General features: G+C 71.0%; 16 protein-coding genes. 5 read left to right on the top strand and 11 right to left on the bottom strand.

Going from position 1 to position 19,281, the window contains the following annotated elements; translation table 11 throughout:
- The first annotated feature begins 71 nt into the window (after window positions 1-71).
- Window positions 72-1,010: an aldo/keto reductase gene (locus ACFWYW_RS25770; protein WP_379611866.1), complete on the top strand. Its 939-nt coding sequence runs from the start codon at window positions 72-74 to the stop codon at window positions 1,008-1,010.
- On the opposite strand, the gene ACFWYW_RS25775 is transcribed toward ACFWYW_RS25770, so the two are convergent.
- The 3 genes from ACFWYW_RS25775 to ACFWYW_RS25785 all read right to left on the bottom strand — a co-directional run bounded on the left by ACFWYW_RS25775 (window position 986) and on the right by ACFWYW_RS25785 (window position 3,689).
- On the bottom strand, window positions 986-1,657 hold the full coding sequence (locus tag ACFWYW_RS25775) for a response regulator (RefSeq protein WP_379611867.1): 672 nt from the start codon (window positions 1,655-1,657) through the stop codon (window positions 986-988). The two genes, ACFWYW_RS25770 and ACFWYW_RS25775, sit on opposite strands and share 25 nt — an antisense overlap.
- The gene (locus ACFWYW_RS25780; RefSeq protein ID WP_379611868.1) at window positions 1,638-2,423 is read right to left on the bottom strand and encodes a sensor histidine kinase; all 786 of its coding nucleotides are present in this window, start codon (window positions 2,421-2,423) and stop codon (window positions 1,638-1,640) included. Before ACFWYW_RS25780 ends, ACFWYW_RS25775 begins: the two co-directional genes overlap by 20 nt.
- 387 nt (window positions 2,424-2,810) lie before the next feature.
- A complete protein-coding gene (locus ACFWYW_RS25785) occupies window positions 2,811-3,689 on the bottom strand; it encodes a UbiA family prenyltransferase (protein WP_379611869.1) in 879 nt (292 codons plus the stop codon).
- A gap of 222 nt (window positions 3,690-3,911) precedes the next feature.
- Here ACFWYW_RS25785 and ACFWYW_RS25790 point away from each other — a divergent pair, with 222 nt between their 5' ends.
- The 3 genes from ACFWYW_RS25790 to ACFWYW_RS25800 are packed head-to-tail and all read left to right on the top strand — an operon-like array spanning window position 3,912 to window position 9,127.
- Window positions 3,912-4,637 carry a BTAD domain-containing putative transcriptional regulator gene (locus ACFWYW_RS25790; protein WP_379611870.1) on the top strand — a complete coding sequence of 242 codons (726 nt, stop codon included), beginning with the start codon at window positions 3,912-3,914 and terminating at the stop codon, window positions 4,635-4,637.
- A 23-nt stretch (window positions 4,638-4,660) separates the two neighbouring features.
- Window positions 4,661-6,394 carry a 2-isopropylmalate synthase gene (locus ACFWYW_RS25795; RefSeq protein ID WP_379611871.1) on the top strand — a complete coding sequence of 578 codons (1,734 nt, stop codon included), beginning with the start codon at window positions 4,661-4,663 and terminating at the stop codon, window positions 6,392-6,394.
- Window positions 6,395-6,409: 15 nt separating this feature from the next.
- Complete coding sequence (locus tag ACFWYW_RS25800) at window positions 6,410-9,127, top strand: AAA family ATPase (RefSeq protein WP_379611872.1); 2,718 nt, start codon at window positions 6,410-6,412, stop codon at window positions 9,125-9,127.
- Window positions 9,128-9,134: 7 nt separating this feature from the next.
- Here ACFWYW_RS25800 and ACFWYW_RS25805 read toward each other — a convergent pair whose 3' ends face one another.
- A complete protein-coding gene (locus tag ACFWYW_RS25805; RefSeq protein WP_379611873.1) occupies window positions 9,135-9,344 on the bottom strand; it encodes a DUF5988 family protein in 210 nt (69 codons plus the stop codon).
- 12 nt (window positions 9,345-9,356) lie between these two features.
- Entirely contained in the window at window positions 9,357-10,757 is a 1,401-nt protein-coding gene (locus ACFWYW_RS25810; RefSeq protein WP_379611874.1) for an acyl-CoA carboxylase subunit beta, read from the bottom strand.
- A gap of 177 nt (window positions 10,758-10,934) precedes the next feature.
- On the opposite strand from ACFWYW_RS25810, the gene ACFWYW_RS25815 reads away from it, so the two are divergent.
- Complete coding sequence (locus tag ACFWYW_RS25815; protein ID WP_379611875.1) at window positions 10,935-14,132, top strand: GH92 family glycosyl hydrolase; 3,198 nt, start codon at window positions 10,935-10,937, stop codon at window positions 14,130-14,132.
- 4 nt (window positions 14,133-14,136) lie between these two features.
- Here ACFWYW_RS25815 and ACFWYW_RS25820 read toward each other — a convergent pair whose 3' ends face one another.
- The 6 genes from ACFWYW_RS25820 to ACFWYW_RS25845 form a co-directional block, all read right to left on the bottom strand.
- The gene (locus ACFWYW_RS25820; RefSeq protein WP_379611876.1) at window positions 14,137-14,520 is read right to left on the bottom strand and encodes a YchJ family protein; all 384 of its coding nucleotides are present in this window, start codon (window positions 14,518-14,520) and stop codon (window positions 14,137-14,139) included.
- A gap of 12 nt (window positions 14,521-14,532) precedes the next feature.
- Window positions 14,533-15,930, bottom strand: a complete 1,398-nt coding sequence (locus ACFWYW_RS25825) for a pyridoxal phosphate-dependent decarboxylase family protein (RefSeq protein WP_379611877.1) — start codon at window positions 15,928-15,930, stop codon at window positions 14,533-14,535.
- Window positions 15,927-17,186, bottom strand: a complete 1,260-nt coding sequence (locus tag ACFWYW_RS25830; protein ID WP_379611878.1) for an MFS transporter — start codon at window positions 17,184-17,186, stop codon at window positions 15,927-15,929. Before ACFWYW_RS25830 ends, ACFWYW_RS25825 begins: the two co-directional genes overlap by 4 nt.
- A gap of 191 nt (window positions 17,187-17,377) precedes the next feature.
- Complete coding sequence (locus tag ACFWYW_RS25835; RefSeq protein WP_379611879.1) at window positions 17,378-17,992, bottom strand: TetR/AcrR family transcriptional regulator; 615 nt, start codon at window positions 17,990-17,992, stop codon at window positions 17,378-17,380.
- A 109-nt stretch (window positions 17,993-18,101) separates the two neighbouring features.
- Window positions 18,102-18,548 (bottom strand): MarR family winged helix-turn-helix transcriptional regulator, encoded by a 447-nt coding sequence (locus tag ACFWYW_RS25840; RefSeq protein WP_379611881.1) that lies wholly within the window; start codon window positions 18,546-18,548, stop codon window positions 18,102-18,104.
- On the bottom strand, window positions 18,545-19,171 hold the full coding sequence (locus ACFWYW_RS25845) for a type 1 glutamine amidotransferase family protein (protein WP_379611882.1): 627 nt from the start codon (window positions 19,169-19,171) through the stop codon (window positions 18,545-18,547). Before ACFWYW_RS25845 ends, ACFWYW_RS25840 begins: the two co-directional genes overlap by 4 nt.
- Window positions 19,172-19,281: the final 110 nt, after the last annotated feature.

Raw genomic sequence — 19,281 nt, forward strand, 5'->3', positions numbered from 1 at the left:
TATAGGGGCGGCGGAGTGCGAGTTAACCCGGAATTTGACCGCTTTTTGAGCGGTATTCGCTATCAAGGAGGATGCGCTATACACGGTTGGGGCGGGCGGGACCGGCCGTGTCCCGGATGGGGCTCGGCTCCCTGGCCCTGGCCGGCGCCTACGGCCACGCCGACCGGCACGAGGCGGCCGGCCTGATCCGCCGCGCGCTCGACGCCGGCGTGACCCTCGTCGACACCGCCGACTTCTACGCCGCCGGCCAGGTCGAACGCGTGGTCGGCCGGGCCGTGGCCGGACGCGCGCACGAGGTCGTCGTCTGCACGAGGGGCGGCGCCCGCGTCCTCGGCAGGACGATCGACTTCGACGGCCGGCCCGAATACCTGGAGCGCGCCTGCGAGTCCTCGCTGAAACGCCTGGACGTCGAGAGCGTCGGCGTCTACTTCCTGCACTGCCAGGACCCCCGCGTGCCGATCGAGGAGAGCATGGGCGCGCTGGCCGCGCTCGTGGCCGCGGGGAAGATCCGCCACATCGGCCTGTCGGGCGCCACGGCCGCGCAACTGCGCCGGGCGCACGCCGTCCATCCCGTGACGGCGCTGGCGGTGGAGTTCTCCCTGTGGGTACGGCGGGCCAACACCGCCCTCCTGGCCGAGGCGGAACGGCTGGGCGTGGGCGTGCTCGCCGCCCGCCCGCTGGGCCGGGGCTTCCTCACCGGCCGGATCGGATCCGCCGCCGTGCTCGGACCCCACGACTGGCGCCACGGCGACACCCGCTTCCTGCCCGAACGCGACGTGCCCGCGCTGCGCCGCCTGGAGGCCGCCGCGGCCGAGCTCGACCTGGGCGCGGGACGGCTGGCGCTGGGCTGGCTGCTGGCCCAGGACGAACGGGTGGTGCCGGTACCCAGCACCCGCGACCAGGTGCACCTGGAGATGAACCTGGCCGCCACCACGGTCGCGCTGGGCCGCGAGACCCGCGACGAGCTGACCGGGATCTTTCCCGACTACTCGCCCTCGCTCCTGCTCTGAGGCGCGAGCAGCGAGGCCGCCACGGCCTTGTTGACGGCGTCGATCCGCGAGACCGCGTTGAGCTTGACGAAGATGTTGCGCATGTGCCGCTTCACGGTGGCCTCGGCCAGGCCGAGCCGCCGGGCGATCTGGGCGTTGCTGAGCGCCTGGGCGGCCAGTTGCAGGACCTCCAGCTCCTTCTCGCTCAGCCCGCCGGAGGGCGGCGCCGACTCCACGTGCGCCAGGCTGTGCCGGGAGACCGCGAGCACCACTCTGGACGGGTCCTCGTGCACGCTCTTGACCGCCGCGATCAGCTCGTGCCGGTGCACGCTCTTGAGGAGGTAGCCGCGGATGCCGGCGGCCAGCAGCCGGGTGAGCAGTTGCGGCCCGTCGTACATGCTGAGGATGATGATCTGGGTCTCGGGCGAGATCCTGCGTACCTTGCCGACGGTCTCGGTGACCTCGTCGCCGGGGATCTCGACGTCGAGCAGGAGCACGTCCGGTTTCGTGGCGCCGACCATGGCGACGGCGCCCGCCGAGTCGCCGGCCTCGCCGACGATGCCGATGTCGCCGCCGGCCTCCAGGATCTCGCGCAGCCCCTCCCTGAAGAGGGCGTGGTCGTCCACGATGCCGACGGAGATCAGCGCGTTACCCGGGGTCGTGGTCATCGTGCCGCTTCTTCAGGGGGATGAACACCTCGACGAGGCAGCCGCTGCCGGGGGCGCTGGAGATCGTGACCCGCCCTCCGAGCAGTTCGGTGCGCTCGCGCATGGAGCTCAGCCCGACGCCGCCCTTGCCGCGCACCACGGCCGGGTCGAAGCCCCTGCCGTTGTCCTGGACGGTGGCGACGAGCTCGTGAGGGGCGATGTCCACGCGCATGAGGATCATCGTGGGCGCGGCGTGGTTGACGGCGTTGCGCGCGGCCTCCCTGACGACCAGGAAGGCCTCGTCGAGGACCCGGGCGTCGGCCCAGCCCTCGTCGCCGTTGACGTGGAGCCCGACGGAGACCGTGTCGTCCTCGACCGACTCCAGGAAGCCGAGCAGCGCCTTCTCCAGGCTCTTCAGCGGCACCTGGGGGTGGAGCTCCGAGGTCATCTGGCGCAGGTTCTCCATCGTCTCCTGGATGGCCTGCTGGGCGACGCCCATCTTGGTGGAGGCGCGGGCGGCGTTGGTGACCCGGTAGACCTCGGCCAGCGCGAGCTGCTGGTGCGCGACGCTGATGCCGTGGCCGATCCGGTCGTGTAATTCCCTGGCGATCCGTCTGCGCTCGTCCTCCTGCGCCTCGTGGACCTGGTTGAGCAGGAAGCCGTGATAGCTCTCCGACGCCTCGCGGATGCGCAGGGACAGGCTCTCCTCCATGCCGGTGGCCACCAGCGTGAATGCCTCGGCCGGCGATTCCGATTCCACGGCCACCTGAAGGGCGAGTCGTGTCATCGCGACACGAAAGAAAAGTGAGCCTGCCTCAAGAGAAGCTTTCGGGTGTACGCCGGTGGCGGCACGGCGGCTGCCCACTTCCCACGCGTGGAATTTATACAGGTTGTTAATCTGCACCTTTCCGGCACGGAGAGTAGCCGCCACATCGTCCAGGACGTAACGCGCGGTCATTAGGGCCTGTCGCTTGGCCTGCGGATCCGTGTACAGAACGTTGCCGGCGGCGAGCAGGGCGGCCTCGAATTCGACGAGGATTTCTTCCCGGCATGCGTCCACGATTCGCGCCGGGTCGCCCCCAACCCCGTATGCCGCATCCAAGGATGTCCCTTCCGCCCATGGGACCGAGCACTCAACTATCTCGCAGCCCGGCCATCCTGGCAACATATAACGTCAAATGCCAGATATCAGCGCGGTAATGTGAACCAGGTGTTGTGTGGCCATGAACGCGCGGTACGGCCGGCGTTGTTCGTGCCGGCTTCCCCCGCCTAAGCGCACCCGCCCCGCACCGGCCACGACCACCGCGACCGCCCCCGCGGCCAGCGCCACGACCACCCAGACCAGCTCCACCCCCAGCAGCACGACCACCGCGAACAACGCCACGGCCAGCACGGACGCCGCCACCGACATGAACCACCTGCACGCCCGCTCACCCCTGGTCACCACGACCGTGCGCCGCCCCGCCGCGGCATCCCCCTCACAGTCGGACAGATCCTTGGCCGGCACACCGACGAGCGTCATCCAGTAGACGGAGGCGGCGGCGAACACCAGCAGCCCGACAGGGGTGCCGGTGGCCTGCCCCCCTGCGGCGAGCGTGAAACCCCCCAGGTACGACAGCAGCCCGGACAGCACCAGCACCGCCACGGTGCCGCCGGAGCTGCCCTTGAGCGGCACCGGCGGACCGGAGTAGAGGTAGCCCAGCACCAGGTTGGCCCCCACGATCAGCGTCATCGGGCCCGGCAGGTCGAGCGTGGCGGCCAGCGACAGCACCGCCGCCACACCTGCCACGAACAGCGCCGACCCCGGATCCAGCGCCCCTCGGGCGATCGGCCTGGCCGATCCGTTGACGCGGTCTCCCGCCACGTCGGTGACCCCGTTGAACAGGTAGATGGCGAAGATCGACAGGACCCACGCGGCGACGCCCTGCAGCACCTTGATCGGCTCTGGAGCCACCGCCGTGACCGGAAGGGCCAGCACCACGCCGGTGAGGAAGCGCATCGCGGACACGGTCAGGACGGCCGGCCTGGCCTCGGCCACGCACATCGCCAGCATCGAAGGGATCGAACCTGTCGCGTTCCTTGACGCGGTTACTCCAGCCATGGCCGGATTCTTGCCCCCGGCACCCGCGAAGATAAGGGGGTGATACGAAAGTTGTAGTCCCGGATGATTCCTCGGATACCCGGACTACAACCTCCCGGGAATCCATCTTGCCCGGCCCGCGAAACCCCGGCTAGCTTCGCCTCAAGTCGACCCAACGCGACGATAGGGAATGTCATGCTGGATTTCAAGCTGCTCGGGCCTGTAGAGGTGCGCGACGAATACGCTGGAATACTGGCACTGCGTGGCGCGAAGATTCGCCAGGCGATTTCCCTGCTGGCGCTCAATGCCGGTCGTACGGTCGGGTTCGATCAATTCATCGATGAATTGTGGCCGGCCAGGACGCCGAAAGACGCGTTGAAGACCCTGCAGACCCACATCTATTACCTGCGCAGAATGCTCGGGCCGGCGGCGGGTCCTTTGGTCGTCACCAGGCCCGCCGGATACGTGCTGCGCACCGACGCGGACCGCGTCGACGCCCTCGTCTTCCCCCGCCTGGTCGCGCGGGCGGGGGAGCAGGCCCGCGAGGGCAGGACCGCCGCCGCAGAACGGCTGCTCGAGCGGGCGCTCGGCCTCTGGAGCGGCTACACCGCCCTGGCCGACGTGCCGCTCGGCTTCGTTCTCGGCCCGCCCGCGACCCTGCTCGACCAGCAGCGGCTGCGCGCCCAGGAGACCTCCATCGACCTGCGGATCAAGCTCGGCAGGCACACGGAGCTGATCGAGGAGGTGCGCGCGCTGGTCGCCGCGCATCCGCTGAACGAGACCTTCCACTCCCAGCTCATCACCGCGCTCACGCGCGCCGGCCGACGCACCGACGCCCGGCGGGCCTACGAGGGGCTGCGCATTCTCCTGGACGCCGAGCTGGGCGTGAAGCCCACGTTCGACCTCCCCGCTCTGCATTGAAAAGGCCTGCGAAAGGAAAACCGATGAAGGGTGTCGAGCGTTACGCCGGATTCACGCCCATCGACCTGGTCGACCGCACATGGCCCGGCAATCGAATTCGCACCGCGCCGCGCTGGCTGTCGACGGATCTGCGCGACGGCAACCAGTCCCTCGCCAATCCGATGACCCCCGAGCGCAAGCTCATGATGTTCGAGCTTCTGGTGGATATGGGATTCACGGAGATCGAGGTCGGTTTTCCCGTGGCCAGCCGGAGCGACCACGACTTCGTGCGCATGCTCATCGAGCAGGACCGCATTCCCGACGACGTCCGCATCACCGTGCTCACCCAGGCGCGCGAGGAGCTCATCGAGCAGACGATCGACTGCCTCAAGGGCGCGAACCGCGCGATGATCCACATCTACAACGCCACCTCCCCGGTCTTCCGCGAGGTCGTCTTCGGCATGGACCGCGACGGCTGCAAGGAGATGGCCGTGCGGGCCACCCGCGTGATGATGGACGGCGCCGAACGCCGGCTGCGCGGCACCGACGTGGCCTTCCAGTACTCCCCCGAGCTGTTCAACGAGACCGAGCCGGACTTCTCCCTGGAGGTCTGCGAGGCGGTCATGGACGTCTGGCAGCCCGGCGAGGGACGCGGGATCATCCTGAACTTCCCGACCACGGTCGAACGCTCGCTGCCCAACGTCTTCGCCGACCAGATCGAGTGGCTCGGCCGCAACCTGTCCAGGCGCGAGCACGTGTGCCTGTCCGTCCACCCGCACAACGACCGCGGCACCGGCGTGGCCTCGGCGGAACTCGCCCTGCTCGCGGGGGCTGAGCGGGTCGAAGGCTGCCTGTTCGGCAACGGCGAGCGGGCCGGCAACGTCTGCCTCGTGACGCTCGGCATGAACATGTACTCCCACGGCGTCGACCCCGGGCTCGACTTCTCCGACATCAGCGCGATCCGGCGCACCGTCGAGATCTGCAACGAGCTGCCCGTCCACCCCCGCCACCCCTACGGCGGCGACCTGGTCTACACCGCCTTCTCCGGCTCACACCAGGACGCCATCAAGAAGGGCTTCGACGAGCTGGAACGGCAGGCGCTCGCTCGTGACCTGCCCGCCGGTGAACTGCCGTGGCGGGTGCCGTACCTGCCGGTGGATCCCAAGGACGTGGGCCGCACCTACGAGGCGGTCGTGCGCGTGAACAGTCAGTCGGGCAAGGGCGGCGTCGCCTACGTGATGAGCGCGTGGCACGGCATGAACCTGCCGCGCGGCCTTCAGAGCGACCTGGCGGCGAAAGTGCAGGCGCACGCGGACACGATGGGCGGCGAGCTGTCGCCGAGCCTGATCGGCGCGTTGTTCGCGCAGGAGTACCTGTACCACGGGGACGCCGCCGAGGCGGCCGGCTGGCACACGCCCATCACCGCCTCGCTGTACGTGGACGGGGCCTTCGACCACTGCGGCCCGCGGGCCGACACCTTCCGCACGCTCGGCGCGCTGCTCGGTCCCTGGGGCATCCAGGTACGCGTCGTCCACCGTACGGGCCGATCCCTCGACCACGAGGAGCTCGAACCCCACCAGCGGCTGCTCGGCGGCTGCTCGCGAGAAGAGACCGTGATCTACGCGGAGTGCGCGCTCGGCGACGAGGTGGCCTGGGGCGTCGGCATCGACGCCGACATCGCCACCGCCGCCTTCCTGGCCGTGCGTGCCGCCGGGACGCGCCTGGTCCGCGAGACCCACACCAGCCGTGCCGTGAGCGTCGCCGCGGTGGGGCACTAGGAACGGGGAGAAGCGATGTCACTGGCCACTCTGCGCGCGCTGCTGGACGAAACGGTGTCCGGCAAGGGCCGCATCGCGATGGTCACCGGGGCCGTCGCCACCGGCAAGAGCAAGCTCCTGTACGGCTTCGCCGAAGGCGTCTTCGAGCAGGGCGCGCTACCGCTGACCGCGACCGGCTCCCGCGCCGAGTCCGAGGTCCCGCTGGGCGTGCTCTCCCAGCTCATCCACAGCGCCCCGCTGACGGAGGAGCAGCAGGAGACCACGCTCGGCCTGATGCGCGAGGACGCCCGCGCGAAGCTCGGCCTGGACCCGCGCTCGGAGGCCATCGAGCACATGGACGTCCAGGTCGTGGACGCGCTGGCCAGGGTTCTGCTGGACCTGTCCGAGCGCTGCCCGCTGGTGATCATGGTGGACGACGTCCACTACGCCGACCGTGGCTCCCAGCTGTGCCTGTCGTACCTGGCGCGCCGGGTCAGGTTCGCCAAGATCATGCTGGTCTTCAGCGCCGCCGACCACAGCCCGCACCTGCAGAGCCTCTTCCACACCGAGGTTCTGCGCCAGCCCCACTGCCGTCGGGTGCGCCTGTCGCACCTGTCGGCGGAGGGCGTGGCGGAGCGGGTGGCCGAGCGCGCCGGCGCCGAGGCGGCCGAACGGCACGCGGCCACCTGCCACGAGCTCAGCGGCGGCAACCGGCTGCTGGCCGACGCGCTGCTGGAGGACCTTCAGGACAGCGGCGCCCCCGCCACCCGCTACGGCGACGCCGTCCTGGCCTGCCTGCACCGGGCCGACCTGCGCATGCTGGTGACGGCCAGGGGCCTGGCGGTGCTGGGCGAGCCGGAGCGCCTGGGCAGGCTGCTCGGCGAGAGCGAGCCGGCCACCGCCAAGGCGCTGATGGCCCTGGACGGCGTCGGCCTGCTCGACGAGGGCCGCTTCCGTCACGAGACGGCCAGGTCGGCCGTGCTGGGCGAGCTCGACCCCGCCGAGCGTGTCGGCCTGCACCGCCAGGCGGCCGAGCTCACCTACGACGAGGGCGCTCCGGTCGCCGTCGTGGCACAGCACCTGCTGAAGGCCGGGCACGCCGAGGAGCCGTGGGCGCTGTCGGTGCTGGAGGAGGCGGCCTCGCACGCGCTGCGCGACGACGGCGTGGAGATCGCGATCGAGTATCTGAAGCTCGCCTCGCGCGCCTGCGACGACCAGCGGCGGCGGGCCAGGATCGCGACCATGCTGGTACGCGCCAAGTGGCGCATCGACCCCGGCACGCCGACCGGCCAGCTCGCCGAGCTCACCGACGCCCTGCACAAGGGCAATCTGGGCGGCTCCGACGCGGTGGTGCTGGCCAAGGCGCTGCTGTGGCACGGCCACGCCGGCGACGCCAAGGAGGTGCTCGGCCACCTCGCCGAGCCCGACCGGCTCGACCAGGAGGCGGTGGCGGAGGTGGCCGCGGCCCGTCCGTGGTTCCGCGGCACCTACCCCTCGTTCCTGCGGCATCTGCCCGGCCTGACCCGCGAGCAGGCGGGCAGCGCCGCCTCGTCGCTGCGGGTGGGGCGCCGGATGGAGTCGGCGGAGGCGCTGGCCGGCGTGCTGGCCGAAGGGCCGAAGGAGGAGACGATCGCCACGGCCGAGCAGATCCTGCGCGGCTCGCACCTGGACGAGATGTCCATGGACACGGTCGAGAGCGCGCTGCTGACGCTCACCTACACCGACCGCTCAGGCAAGGCCGCGCCCTGGTGCGACGCCTTCATCGAGGAGGCGGCGGCCCGCCGCGCCCCGAGCAGGCAGGCCCGGCTGTCGGCCATCCGCGCCGAGATCGCGCTGCGCAGGGGCGACCTGGCCGCGGCCGCCGAGGACGCCACCCGTGCGCTGGAGATCATCCCGGCCGGCAGCTGGGGCGTGGCCGTCGGCAGCCCGCTCGGCACCCTGCTGCTGGCCGGCTCCGCCATGGGCCGCCTGGACGAGTGCCTGTCGCGCTTCGACGAGCCCGTCCCCGACGCGATGCTGGAGACGCGCTACGGCCTGCAGTACCTCTACGGCAGGGGCCGCTTCAACTTCGCCGCCGACCAGCCCCGGCAGGCGCTGCGCGACTTCATGCACTGCGGCGAGCTGATCCGCGCGTGGGAGATGGACGTGCCCGGGTTCCTGCCCTGGCGGGTGGACGCGGCCGAGGCGCTGATCCAGCTCGGCCAGAACGAGGAGGCCCGCCGGCTCATCGACGACCAGCTGACCCGCTGCCGCGGCCGGTCCAACCGGGTCCACGGCATCGCGCTGCGGGTGCTGGCCTCGGTGAGCGAGCCGCGTACCCGGCCGATGCTGCTGCGCCAGTCGAGCGACCTGCTGCAGTCGTGCGGCGACCGGTACGAGCTGGCCAGAGCGCTGTTCGATCTCACCGAGGCCTACCACGCGAAGGGCGAGGCGCGCCGGGCCGGGATGCTCGGGCGGCGGGCCCGCGTCCTGGCCGAGGCCTGTCACGCCGCCCCGCTGAGCCGGGCCCTGTCGCGCGGGCGCAGGACCGACCCGGCGCCCGAGCCCGAGCACCACGGCGAGAGCCCGGTGCTCAGCGACGCCGAGCTGCGGGTGGCGACGCTGGCCGCGGAGGGATTCACCAACCGCGAGATCTCCGGGAAGCTGTTCATCACGGTCAGCACCGTGGAGCAGCACCTCACGAGGATCTTCCGCAAGCTCAACGTCACCCGCCGCACCGACCTGCCGACGAGCCTGGCCCGTGAGCACACCTGATCGGGTCTCACTCCGCGATGGCGGTGTGCATGACCCAGCGCAGCACCGGCAGATCCTCGCCGTCGACGGAGGTGTTCTCGCCCTGGTGCCGGAAGTGCTCGTACCCGGCGCCCAGCGGCAGCTTGAACGTCTCCTCGACGGCGACGACCCGCTGGATGCGGCGGTCGGCGGGCAGGTGCGGCGGGCCGCCGAGCAGGATGACCTTGAACTGGGACATGACTGCCTCCTTTCAGAGAGGGATGTTGGAATGGCGCCCTCTCGACTGCGGCGCCTCGGCGAGAGCCTCGGCCAGACGCAGCCGGGTGGTCTCGGGGGCGATGACCTCGTCCACGGCGCCCATCGCCAGCGCCCGCTGCACGCCGCCGGACACCCGCTGGTGCTCCTCGGTCAGGCGGGCCAGCAGCTCCGGCCGCGCCTCCTCCGGCGCGGCGGCCAGGACCTTGCGGTGCAGGATGCCGACCGCGGCCTCGGCGCCCATGACGGCCACCTCGGAGCCCGGCCAGGCGAAGACCCGCGTGGCGCCGAGCGACCGGGAGTTCATGGCGATGTAGGCGCCGCCGTAGGACTTGCGGGTGATGAGCGTGATGCGCGGGACGACGGACTCGGCGAAGGCGTGCAGGAGCTTGGCGCCGCGCCGTACGACCCCGCCCCACTCCTGGTCCACACCCGGCAGGTAACCGGGCACGTCCACCAGGACGAGCAGCGGGACGCCGAGCGCGTCGCACATGCGCACGAACCGGGAGGCCTTCTCCGCCGACAGGGAGTCGAGACAGCCGCCCTTGCGCAGCGGGTTGTTGGCCAGCACGCCGACCGTGCGCCCCCCGAGACGGCCGAGGCCCGTGCACATGTTCCCCGCCCACTTCGGCTGCAGTTCCTCGAAGCCGTCGTCCACGATGGCGCGGACGAGCTTGCGGGCGTCGTACGCGCGGCGCGGCGAGTCGGGCAGCAGGGAGCCGAGATCCCTGGGCTCGCTCAGCTCGGTGAAGTCGAAACCGCCGTGCCGGGTGAAGAACCCGGCCAGGCGGCGGGTCCTGCGGTAAGCCTCCTCCTCGTCGGCGACCGTGACGTGGGCGACGCCCGACTTGGGCCCGTGGGCTGCGGGACCGCCGAGGCCGGCCATGTCGATCTGCTCGCCGGTGACGGTCTTGACGATGTCGGGGCCGGTCACGAACAGGCGGGCGTCCTCCGTCATGACGATCACGTCGGTCAGCGCCGGGCCGTACGCGGCGGCGCCGGCGGCCGGGCCGAGCACGACGGAGATCTGCGGCACCACACCGGAGGCCTTGGTCATGGCGGCGAACATGCGGCCGACGCCGTCCATCGACTCCACCCCGTCGGCCAGCCGGGCGCCCCCCGAGTGCCACAGCCCGATCACAGGGGACCCCTGGAGCACCGCGATGTCGATCGCCTCGACGATGTGCTGGGCTCCGGCCGCGCCGAGCGCGCCGCCCTTGAGGGTGGCGTCGGTGCAGAAGGCCACCACGGGCGCCCCGTCCACCAGGCCGCGAACAGCGGTGACGCCGCTGCCGTCCTCCTCGTGAAGCGCGACTGCGGTGTCGGGGTCGAGCAGGCGGGAAAGGCGGACCGACGGCGCTCTCGTATCAGTGATTCGTTCTGACAGAACTGTCATCGCTGGATATTTCCTGACGCTCGGCAGTGGTTAATGGCAAAAGTGCCAAGATCACAACGCCCTGCCAACCCTTATTGTCCGGTTGCCGATGACAGCTTGTTGCCGCCCTTTCTGCGCGTTGACCCGGCTTCGTCATAGGCGCTTCCATATCGGGATCTTCACTTTTGGAGGACTGACGTGTCCCAATGGTCCTTACCTATCGTTTCCGCGCTTCTGGTCTCGCTGGCGGTTCCGCCGGGGGCCACCGTCCATTCCCCGCAGACCGACCCTGCCGCCCTGGTCAACGTCTTCCACGGCACCAAGGAAGCGGCTCCCGACTTCGGGCACGGCGGCGGCGGAGGGATGACCTTTCCCGGCGCCGTACTGCCGTTCGGCATGATGCAGTGGAGCCCTGACACCGTCAGAGAGGCCGGCGGCGGATACGCGTGGGAGGACAACCGCCTGCGCGGATTCTCCATGACGCACATATCCGGGCCCGGTTGCAACGGCGCCCAGGATTTCCCGATCATGCCGTTCTCCGGTGTCATCGGCCGCTCTCCCGCCACCAATGGCTGGGATTACGTCCAGACGTTCAAGCACGAGAATGAGAAAGGCCGGCCCGGCTCCTATTCGGCCACGCTCGACAGTGGCGTAGGGGTCGAACTGGCCGCCACCACCCGCGCCGGCGTCGGCCGCTTCAGCTTCCCGGCCGGCAAGCCCGGCACCGTGCTGCTCAACACCAGCGGCTCCATCAACGGCGTCGACGACGGCGAGACCAGGGTCAGCGGCAACACCGTCGAAGGCTGGATCCAGACCGGCGGCTTCTGCGGCCCGCCCATGCGCTACAAGGTCTACTTCCACGCCACCTTCGACCGGCCCGTCACCGCGTACGGCACGTGGAAGGACGACACGGTCACCCCCGGCGCCGCCCGCGTCAAGAACAACGGCCCCGCCCGCGTCGCGAACGCCGAGACCGTCGGCGACGGCGACGTCGTCACGAGCGGTCCGGGATCCGGCGCCTACCTGCAGTTCGACTCCGGCCAGCCGGTCCAGATGCGCGTCGGCCTGTCCTACGTGAGCATCGACGGCGCCAAGAAGAACCTCGCCGCCGAGGTCGGCACGCAGAACCTCGGCCAGATCAGCGACCAGGGCTACGCCGCCTGGAACAAGCGGCTCGGCCAGATCCGGGTCACCGGCGGCGGCGAGGACCGCCAGCGCACCTTCTACAGCAACCTCTACCACGCGCTCCTGCAGCCCCACGTCTCCGACGACGTGGACGGCCAGTACCCCGGCTTCGACCACAAGCCCAAGCAGGTACGGCCCGGCCGCCACCACTACGCGCTCTTCTCCGGCTGGGACATCTACCGCAGCGAGGTCCAGCTGATCGCCCTGCTCGACCCGGCCGTCGGCGCCGACATCGCCCAGTCGATGTACGACAACGCCCAGGCCGTCGGCAACGTCTGGGACCGCTGGTCCCACCAGATCGCGATCACCGGCGTCATGGTCGGCGACCCCTACCACTCCATCCTGGCCAGCATGTACGCCTTCGGCGCCCGCGACTTCGACGCCCAGAAGGCGGTCCAGGCGATGGCCGAGGCGGCCAGGAGGGTCGGCCCGCAGGACATCGGCAGCCCGCTGCTCGGCTACGACGAGCGCCCCGGCAACGCCGCCTACATGAGCCAGGGCTACGTGCCGATCGACCCCGCCACCACCCTGGAGTACACGGTCGCCGACTTCGGCATCGCGCAACTGGCCGCCCGGCTCGGGCAGACGCAGATCGCGCAGGAGTTCACCGCCAGGTCGCAGAACTGGCAGAACCTCTACAACCCGGCCAACGCCTGGATCCAGCCCAGGGCCAAGGACGGCTCGTTCGTCTCGCCGTTCGACCCGGCCAGCATGCAGCTGTACGTGGAGGGCAACGGGGCGCAGTACCACTGGATGGTGCCGCACAACGTGCGCGGGCTGTTCAACGTGATGGGCGGCAACGCGCAGGTGCTGCCGCGCCTGGACGCCTTCTTCAAGAAGCTCAACGCCGGTCCGCACGAGCCGTACGCCTACCTGGGCAACGAGCCCTCGCTGGCCACGCCGTGGCTCTACGCGTGGGCGGGCCGGCCGTACCGGACGCAGGAGCTCGTGCGCCGGGTGCAGCAGGACCTGTTCAAGTCGGGGCCCGACGGGCTGGTCGGCAACGACGACCTGGGCGCCATGGGCTCCTGGTACGTGTGGTCGGCGATGGGGCTCTTCCCCGCGATCCCCGGCCGGGCGGAGCTGATGGTCAACACGCCGCTGTTCGACAGCGTCACCGTCACCAGGCCGCAGGGCACGATCACGATCAGCGCGCCCGGCGCCGCCGCCAACCCCTACGTGCAGACCTTGCGGGTGAACGGCGCCGCCACCGGCAAGGCATGGCTGCCCGAGTCGTTCGCGCAGCAGGGCGGGCGGCTGGACTTCACGCTCGGCGCCAAACCCAACACCCAGTTCGGCAGCGAGACCTGGAACGCGCCCCCGAGCTTCGGCGAGGGCGTCAAGCCGTACCTGGCCGGGCTGAGTCCGGGCAGCGGGCCGGTCGAGCCGGGCGGCAGCTTCAGCAGCGAGCTGGCCGTGCAGTCGTCCGGGCGGGCGCAGTCCGTCGCCTGGACGGCCAAGGCGCCGGCCGGGGTCACCGTGACCCCCGCCGCCGGGATCCTGCGCGTCCCGGCGGGCGGCAAGGCCACGCAGAAGGTGGTCGTCTCGGTGAGCCCCGGCATGGCCACCGGGTTCCAGGAGGTCGACTTCGTGGCCGGGGAGGTGAGTACGGGCGTGCGGCTCAACGTCGCCCAGCGCGGCACCGTCGCCTGGGCGCAGAACGGCGCCGGCGTCGGTGACCCGGACCATCCGGGCATCGCCAACCTCGACGGCTTCAACTTCAGCTACTCCAACGAGGGGCTGGCGGCCAACGGGTTCGTGCCCGGCAGGCCGTACAAGTGGAAGGAGTTCGAGTTCACCTGGCCCGACCGCAAGCCCGGCGAGTGGGACCACCTGCGGGTGGGCAGCGGGCCGGTCGAGGTGAAGGCGCCGCCCGGGGCCTCGAAGGTGGCGTTCCTGGGCTCGGCCACGTTCGGCTACCCCGAGGTGGACGTCACGATCACCTACACCGACGGCACCACCGGCACCGGCAAGCTGGGCCTCAGCGACTGGATCCTGAACTTCAGCAGCGCCCAGCCGCAGCACGGCAACGAGATCGTGGCCAAGCTCCCCAACCGGTTGTTCGGCGGTTCGTGGGCGTTCCAGCCGATCCCGTCGTACCTGTTCGCCGCCCAGCCGATCGCGCTGGACCCGTCGAAGCAGGTGCGCAGCCTGACCTTCGGGCCCGTTCCCGAAGGCGCCATGCACCTGTTCACCTGGGCGTTCGCCTAGGTGGCTAGGAGGGGGCGGCGTCCAGGTAGACCCAGGCGCCGCCCTCTCTGACGAACCTGCTCACCTCGTGCGTATAGCCCGCCGTGCCCGCCTGGGTGAAGTGGGCGCGGAACTCCACGGTCCCCTCGGTGTGGATCGCGCTGCCCGCCGTGGCCGCGACGATCTCCAGGCGGTCCCAGCGCAGCCCGCGCTCGATCTCCACCCGGCCGGGCCGGGTGCGCGGGTGCCAGGTGCGCAGCAGGTACGCGGAGTCGCCCACGGCGAAGGCGCTGTAGCGCGAGCGCATGAGCTGCTCGGCGCTCACCGCCCGCGCCTGGCCGCGGTGCAGCTTCCCGCAACACTCGGCGTAGAGGGCGGGCAGCCCGCAGGGACAGGGACGCTTGGCCATGGGCCCATCGTGTCAGGTGTAGATGACCGCCAGGAACCTGACCAGGATCTCCTCCCGCTTGGCCGCGGGCAGCGCGTCCAGGATCGAGTTGACCACGGCCATCCCCGGCTGGCCGCCGCCCCCGAGATCCACCCCCACCGCCGCCGCCAGGTCGCCGAACTCCCGGTCGCCGAGCGCGTCGAGATCCAGCTCCGCCACCATCTCGACCAGCCCGTCCGGCACCTGCGCCGGTCCGCGTTCCCTGGCCGCCTCCGCCGAATCGGCGATCACCCGCAGCATCGCGTCGACGCCCTTGAGCGTGGCGCCGGTGACCGTGATGTGCAGGTTGGCGGGGATTCCGGCGTACGACAGCTGCGGCTGGATGAACCACCCGCGCGCCCGCGCCTCGTCGGCCAGCACGAAGACGTCGATCTCGCATGAGGTGAACGCGATCAGCGACCCGGCCGGGTCCCCGAGCACCCGCAGCCCCGGAATCGCCGCCAGCCCCTCACGCAGCCGCCGCGCCGCCTCCAGCGTGTCCCGCCCCAGCTCCCGGTACCCCTCGTGACCCAGCATCCGCAACGTCGCCCACGCGCCGCCCAGCGGCCCCGCCGACTTCGAGCTCTGCACGGTCGCGTTGATCACCGTGTATCCCGGCCAGGCCGCCGACGCGAAGTACGCCTTCCTGCGCATCGCCGGATCGGCGAACAGCACCACCGAGGCGCCCTTGGGCGCGTAGCCGAACTTGTGCAGGTCGCAGGAGATCGACGTCACCCCCGGCACCGACAGGTCGAACGGCGGCACCTCCGCCCCCGCCTCCCGCAACCACGGCAGCAGCCACCCGCCCACGCACGCGTCCACATGACACGGCACCCCCGCCGCGGCCGCGACCGCGGCGACCTCCGCCACCGGATCGACCACACCCTGCGGATACGACGGCGCCGACGCCACCACCAGCACCGTGTCCCCGTCGATCCTCTCCCGTACGGCCGCCGCCGCCACCTTGAACGTCTCCAGGTCCACCGGCACCGCCCTGACCTCCAGGCCCAGGTAGTGCGCCGCCTTGTGGAAGGCCGGATGCGCCGTCACCGGCACCACCATGTTCGGCCCGGCCCGTCCCGCCGCGTCCCGCGCCGCCTTGACCGCCAGCATGATCGACTCGGTGCCGCCGCTGGTGAAGATCCCGTGCCCGCCGCCGAGCACCGCCGCCACCTCGCCGACGACCTGCTTCTCCATCTCCACCACGCTGGGGAAGGCGGTCGGGTCGAGGGTGTTGACCTCCAGCATCTCGAAGTAGGCACGGGCCGCGGCGTCGTGCACCTCCGGCCGGCCCGTGTCGTACACATAGGCGGTCACCTGGCCGCCGCGTACCGGCAGGTCGTGCCGCTTCAGCGCGGCGATCTCGGCCAGCAACTCCTCGGCGGTGCTCACACGGTCTCCTTCTGGGCTTCTGCATGGGGTACGGCCAGCCGGCCGTACCAGGTGATGAGGGGAAGGCTGAGCAGCATGAGCGCGGCCGGGAGCGCGGTGAAGCCGAGCAGCATGCCGGTGAGCGCCTGCGCTGTCTGCCCGGCTTGTGTGGCAGTGGCCGACGTGAAGCCCGACAGGGCGAGCACGGCGGCGAACAGGCCCGGCCCGAGCGCCAGCCCCGCCGTCTCCCCCGCCGTCCACAGGCCGGTGAACGCGCCCGCCTGCGCCTGGCCGGTGCGGGCGGTGTCGGCGTGGACGGTGTCGGGCAGGAGCGAGAGCGGCAGCAGTTGCAACGCGGCGTAGCAGACCCCGGCCACGGCGGTCAGCGCCAGGGTGGCGGCCAGCGAGCGTGCGGCGATCGCCGGGACCAGCCCGAGCGCGGCCAGCCCGAAACCCAGCGTGGCGGCGAGGTAGCATCGCACGTGCCCGTACGCGCGGGCCAGCCGGGACCAGGCGGGCACCGCCAGCAGGCTCGGCCCGACCAGGCAGACGAACATCAGCGACGTCAGGCTGTAGTCGCCCAGCCGGTGCGCGGCCACGTACGGGGCGCCGGCCAGCATCACCGCGACCCCGAGAGCCTGCGTCACGAAGGCGGCCAGCAGCGCGAAGAACGGCCGGTTCCCCCGAGCCATGCGGAACGCGGCGACCGGGCCGAGCTGGTGCGGGCCGGGCCGCGACGTGACCCAGCGGGTGCCCAGAGTGGCCCCGACCAGGGCCGCCGCCATGACCGCACCGACCGCGACCCCCATGACCGCGTACCCGGCCCTGCCGCCGCCCGCCAGATCCACCACCGCCGGGGCCAGCCCGCCAGCCACCAGGATGCCCGCCGTCAGGCAGACCACCCGCCACGACATGATCCTGGTCCGTCCGCGCCGGCCCCCGGCCATCTCGGCGGGCAGCGCGACATAGGGCACCTGGAAACACGCGAACGCCGTGGCGGCCAGCAGGAACGCTCCTCCGGCCCAGGCCACGGCGAACCCCGTGCCGCCTGCCGGTACCGCGAACATCAGGGCGAAGGCCACCGGCAGCGCCACCGCGCCGGCCAGCAGCAGCCTGGTCCTGCGGCCGGTGCGTACGGCCTCGCGGTCGCTCGCGGCGCCGACCAAGGGGTTGAGCAGGACGTCCCAGATCTTGGGCGCGACCAGCACGGCGCCCGCGATGGCGGCCGGGACGGCGAGGACGTCGGTGAGGTAGTAGAGCAACAGGAGACCGGGCACCGCCGAGAACACCCCGGTCCCGACAGACCCGACCCCATACCCGAACAACCTGCCCCGGCCGAGTCTGCGCTGCGTGCCGTCGTTGGGCACCTGCTGTGTGCCGTCGTTGGGCGGCTCTTGTGGGCTGTCAGCTGGTGGCTCTTGTGGGCCTTCGGTTGGTGGCTCTTGGGTGCCGTTGTTGGGCGGCGGGGTCACGGCAGGGTGCCGGGGAGGGCGAGGGCGCGGTGGACGGTCTGGTGCAGATGGGTGCGGAAGCGGCGGGACGCGGCCACGTCGCCCGCGCCCCTGCGGTTGCCGTCGGCGTCCAGGATCCCGCCCTTGGCGAACCCGTGCACGCACCAGATGACCGACCACATGGCCATCTCGACGTCCACGACCGGGTCGATCACACCGGCGGCGACGGCGGGTTCCAGGGCGCGGGTGACGGCGTCGACGAGCGGGCGTACGTACTGGCGTTCCAGGTCGGTGAGGTCACTCGCGTCGGACAGCCAGCGGTGCATCCACAGCGCGGGCACCTCGGGGTGCTCAAGGCAGAAGTCGAGATAGTCGTCGATGAGACGGTGGATGGCATCGACCGGATCGGCCCCTGACATCCGGGCCAGCGACGCTTCCAGCGTGGCGCGCTCGGCGGTGTGGGCGCGTTCCATCACGGTGAGGTAGAGCTCGCGCTTGCCGCCCACGTGGTAGTTGACGGTGGCGATGTTGAGCCCGGCCGCGTCGGCGATCTGGCGGGTGGAGGTGCCGTCGTAGCCGAGCGCCGCGAACAGCTGCGTGGCCACCTTGACGATGTTCTCCTGGGGATGCACCCCGTCACCATATTCCGGACATTTCCCTCAGTCAATCACTTGATGGAGACGGCCTCACCACACCCCCCAAGCCCGCCTCGGCCGGAGCCATGGCGGGCGTTGAGGGTGGTTAGCGTTGCTGGTCGGTGAGGGTGTCGAGGGCTTGCGAGAGCCGTTCCATGGCTGCCAGGCAGGCGGGCCAGTCGTCGCCCACCGCGTCGGCGATCCGTTCGGCCATCTTCTGGTGGTCCGGGCCGATCCGCTCCACGGCGGCGAAGCCCTCAGGGGTGGGCCGGAGGAGCTTCGCCCGGCGGTGCGCCGGGTTCGGCAGGTACTCGGCCAGCCCCTTCTCCACCAGCAGGTCCGCGATCCGCTGCACGCTCTGCCGGGTGATCCCCATGACGCGCGCGATGCCCGCCACCGGCAACGGCTCGCGCAGCACCGCGCCCAGCACCTGCCACCAGGCGGCGGTGAGCCCGGCCGGGCGGGCCAGTTCCTCGGCGATCGCGAGGAACTGGCCGTTGAGCCGGAACGAGGTGATCGCGCTCCCGGACAGCAGATCCGCCTCTTCGCTCACGACTGCCCGGCGGCCTCAAGCGCCGCGAAGGCCGAGGCGTCACTGTTCTTGAACAGCCGGAACCACGCGTCCAGCACCTCCGGCTCGTAGACACCGAGCCGGGCGAAGATCTCGCGGGCGAACGCCTCGGGCTCGGTCGCACCCGCCGTGATGACGTTGTCCGCGGTTACGGCGTCCGCCTCGACGTAGAGCTCCGCGCCCTTGTACCCGGGCACCGTCATCGTCAGGAACTCCAGCACGTTGCTGGTGTGCGCGCGCCCGTCGAGCAGCCCCTGCCTGGCCAGCCCCACGGTCGCACCGCAGATCCCCGCGACCGGGACGCCCGCCTCCACGAACTCCCTGGCCTTACGCCCGAACGCGTCGAGCTCCCCGCTCACCCAGGTGTCGGCGCCGGGAAGGATCAGCAGCTCGCTGTCCTGGGGAGAGAGCTGGTCGAGCGTGATGTCGGGCACGATCCGCATGCCGCCGGAGGTGACGACCGGGTCGAGGGTCTCGCCGACCACGACGATCTCGAACCCGCCGGGCTCGCGGTGCCAGGCACCGTTGCGGAGGTGGGCGGTGGCGTGCCCGGTCTCCCAGTCGGCGAGGGTGTCGTACACGGCGTGGTGAACTGTTTTCGTCATGACAGTATTCTGTCATGACGACAGCATGCTGTCAACTCTCCATCTCCCGCAACCTCCACAACCCTCTGGACCTGAAGAGTGCTCCAACCCCCGGGGAGAGCGCCGCGGAG

The organism is Nonomuraea sp. NPDC059023 (assembly GCF_042740095.1).
GTDB lineage: Bacteria > Actinomycetota > Actinomycetes > Streptosporangiales > Streptosporangiaceae > Nonomuraea.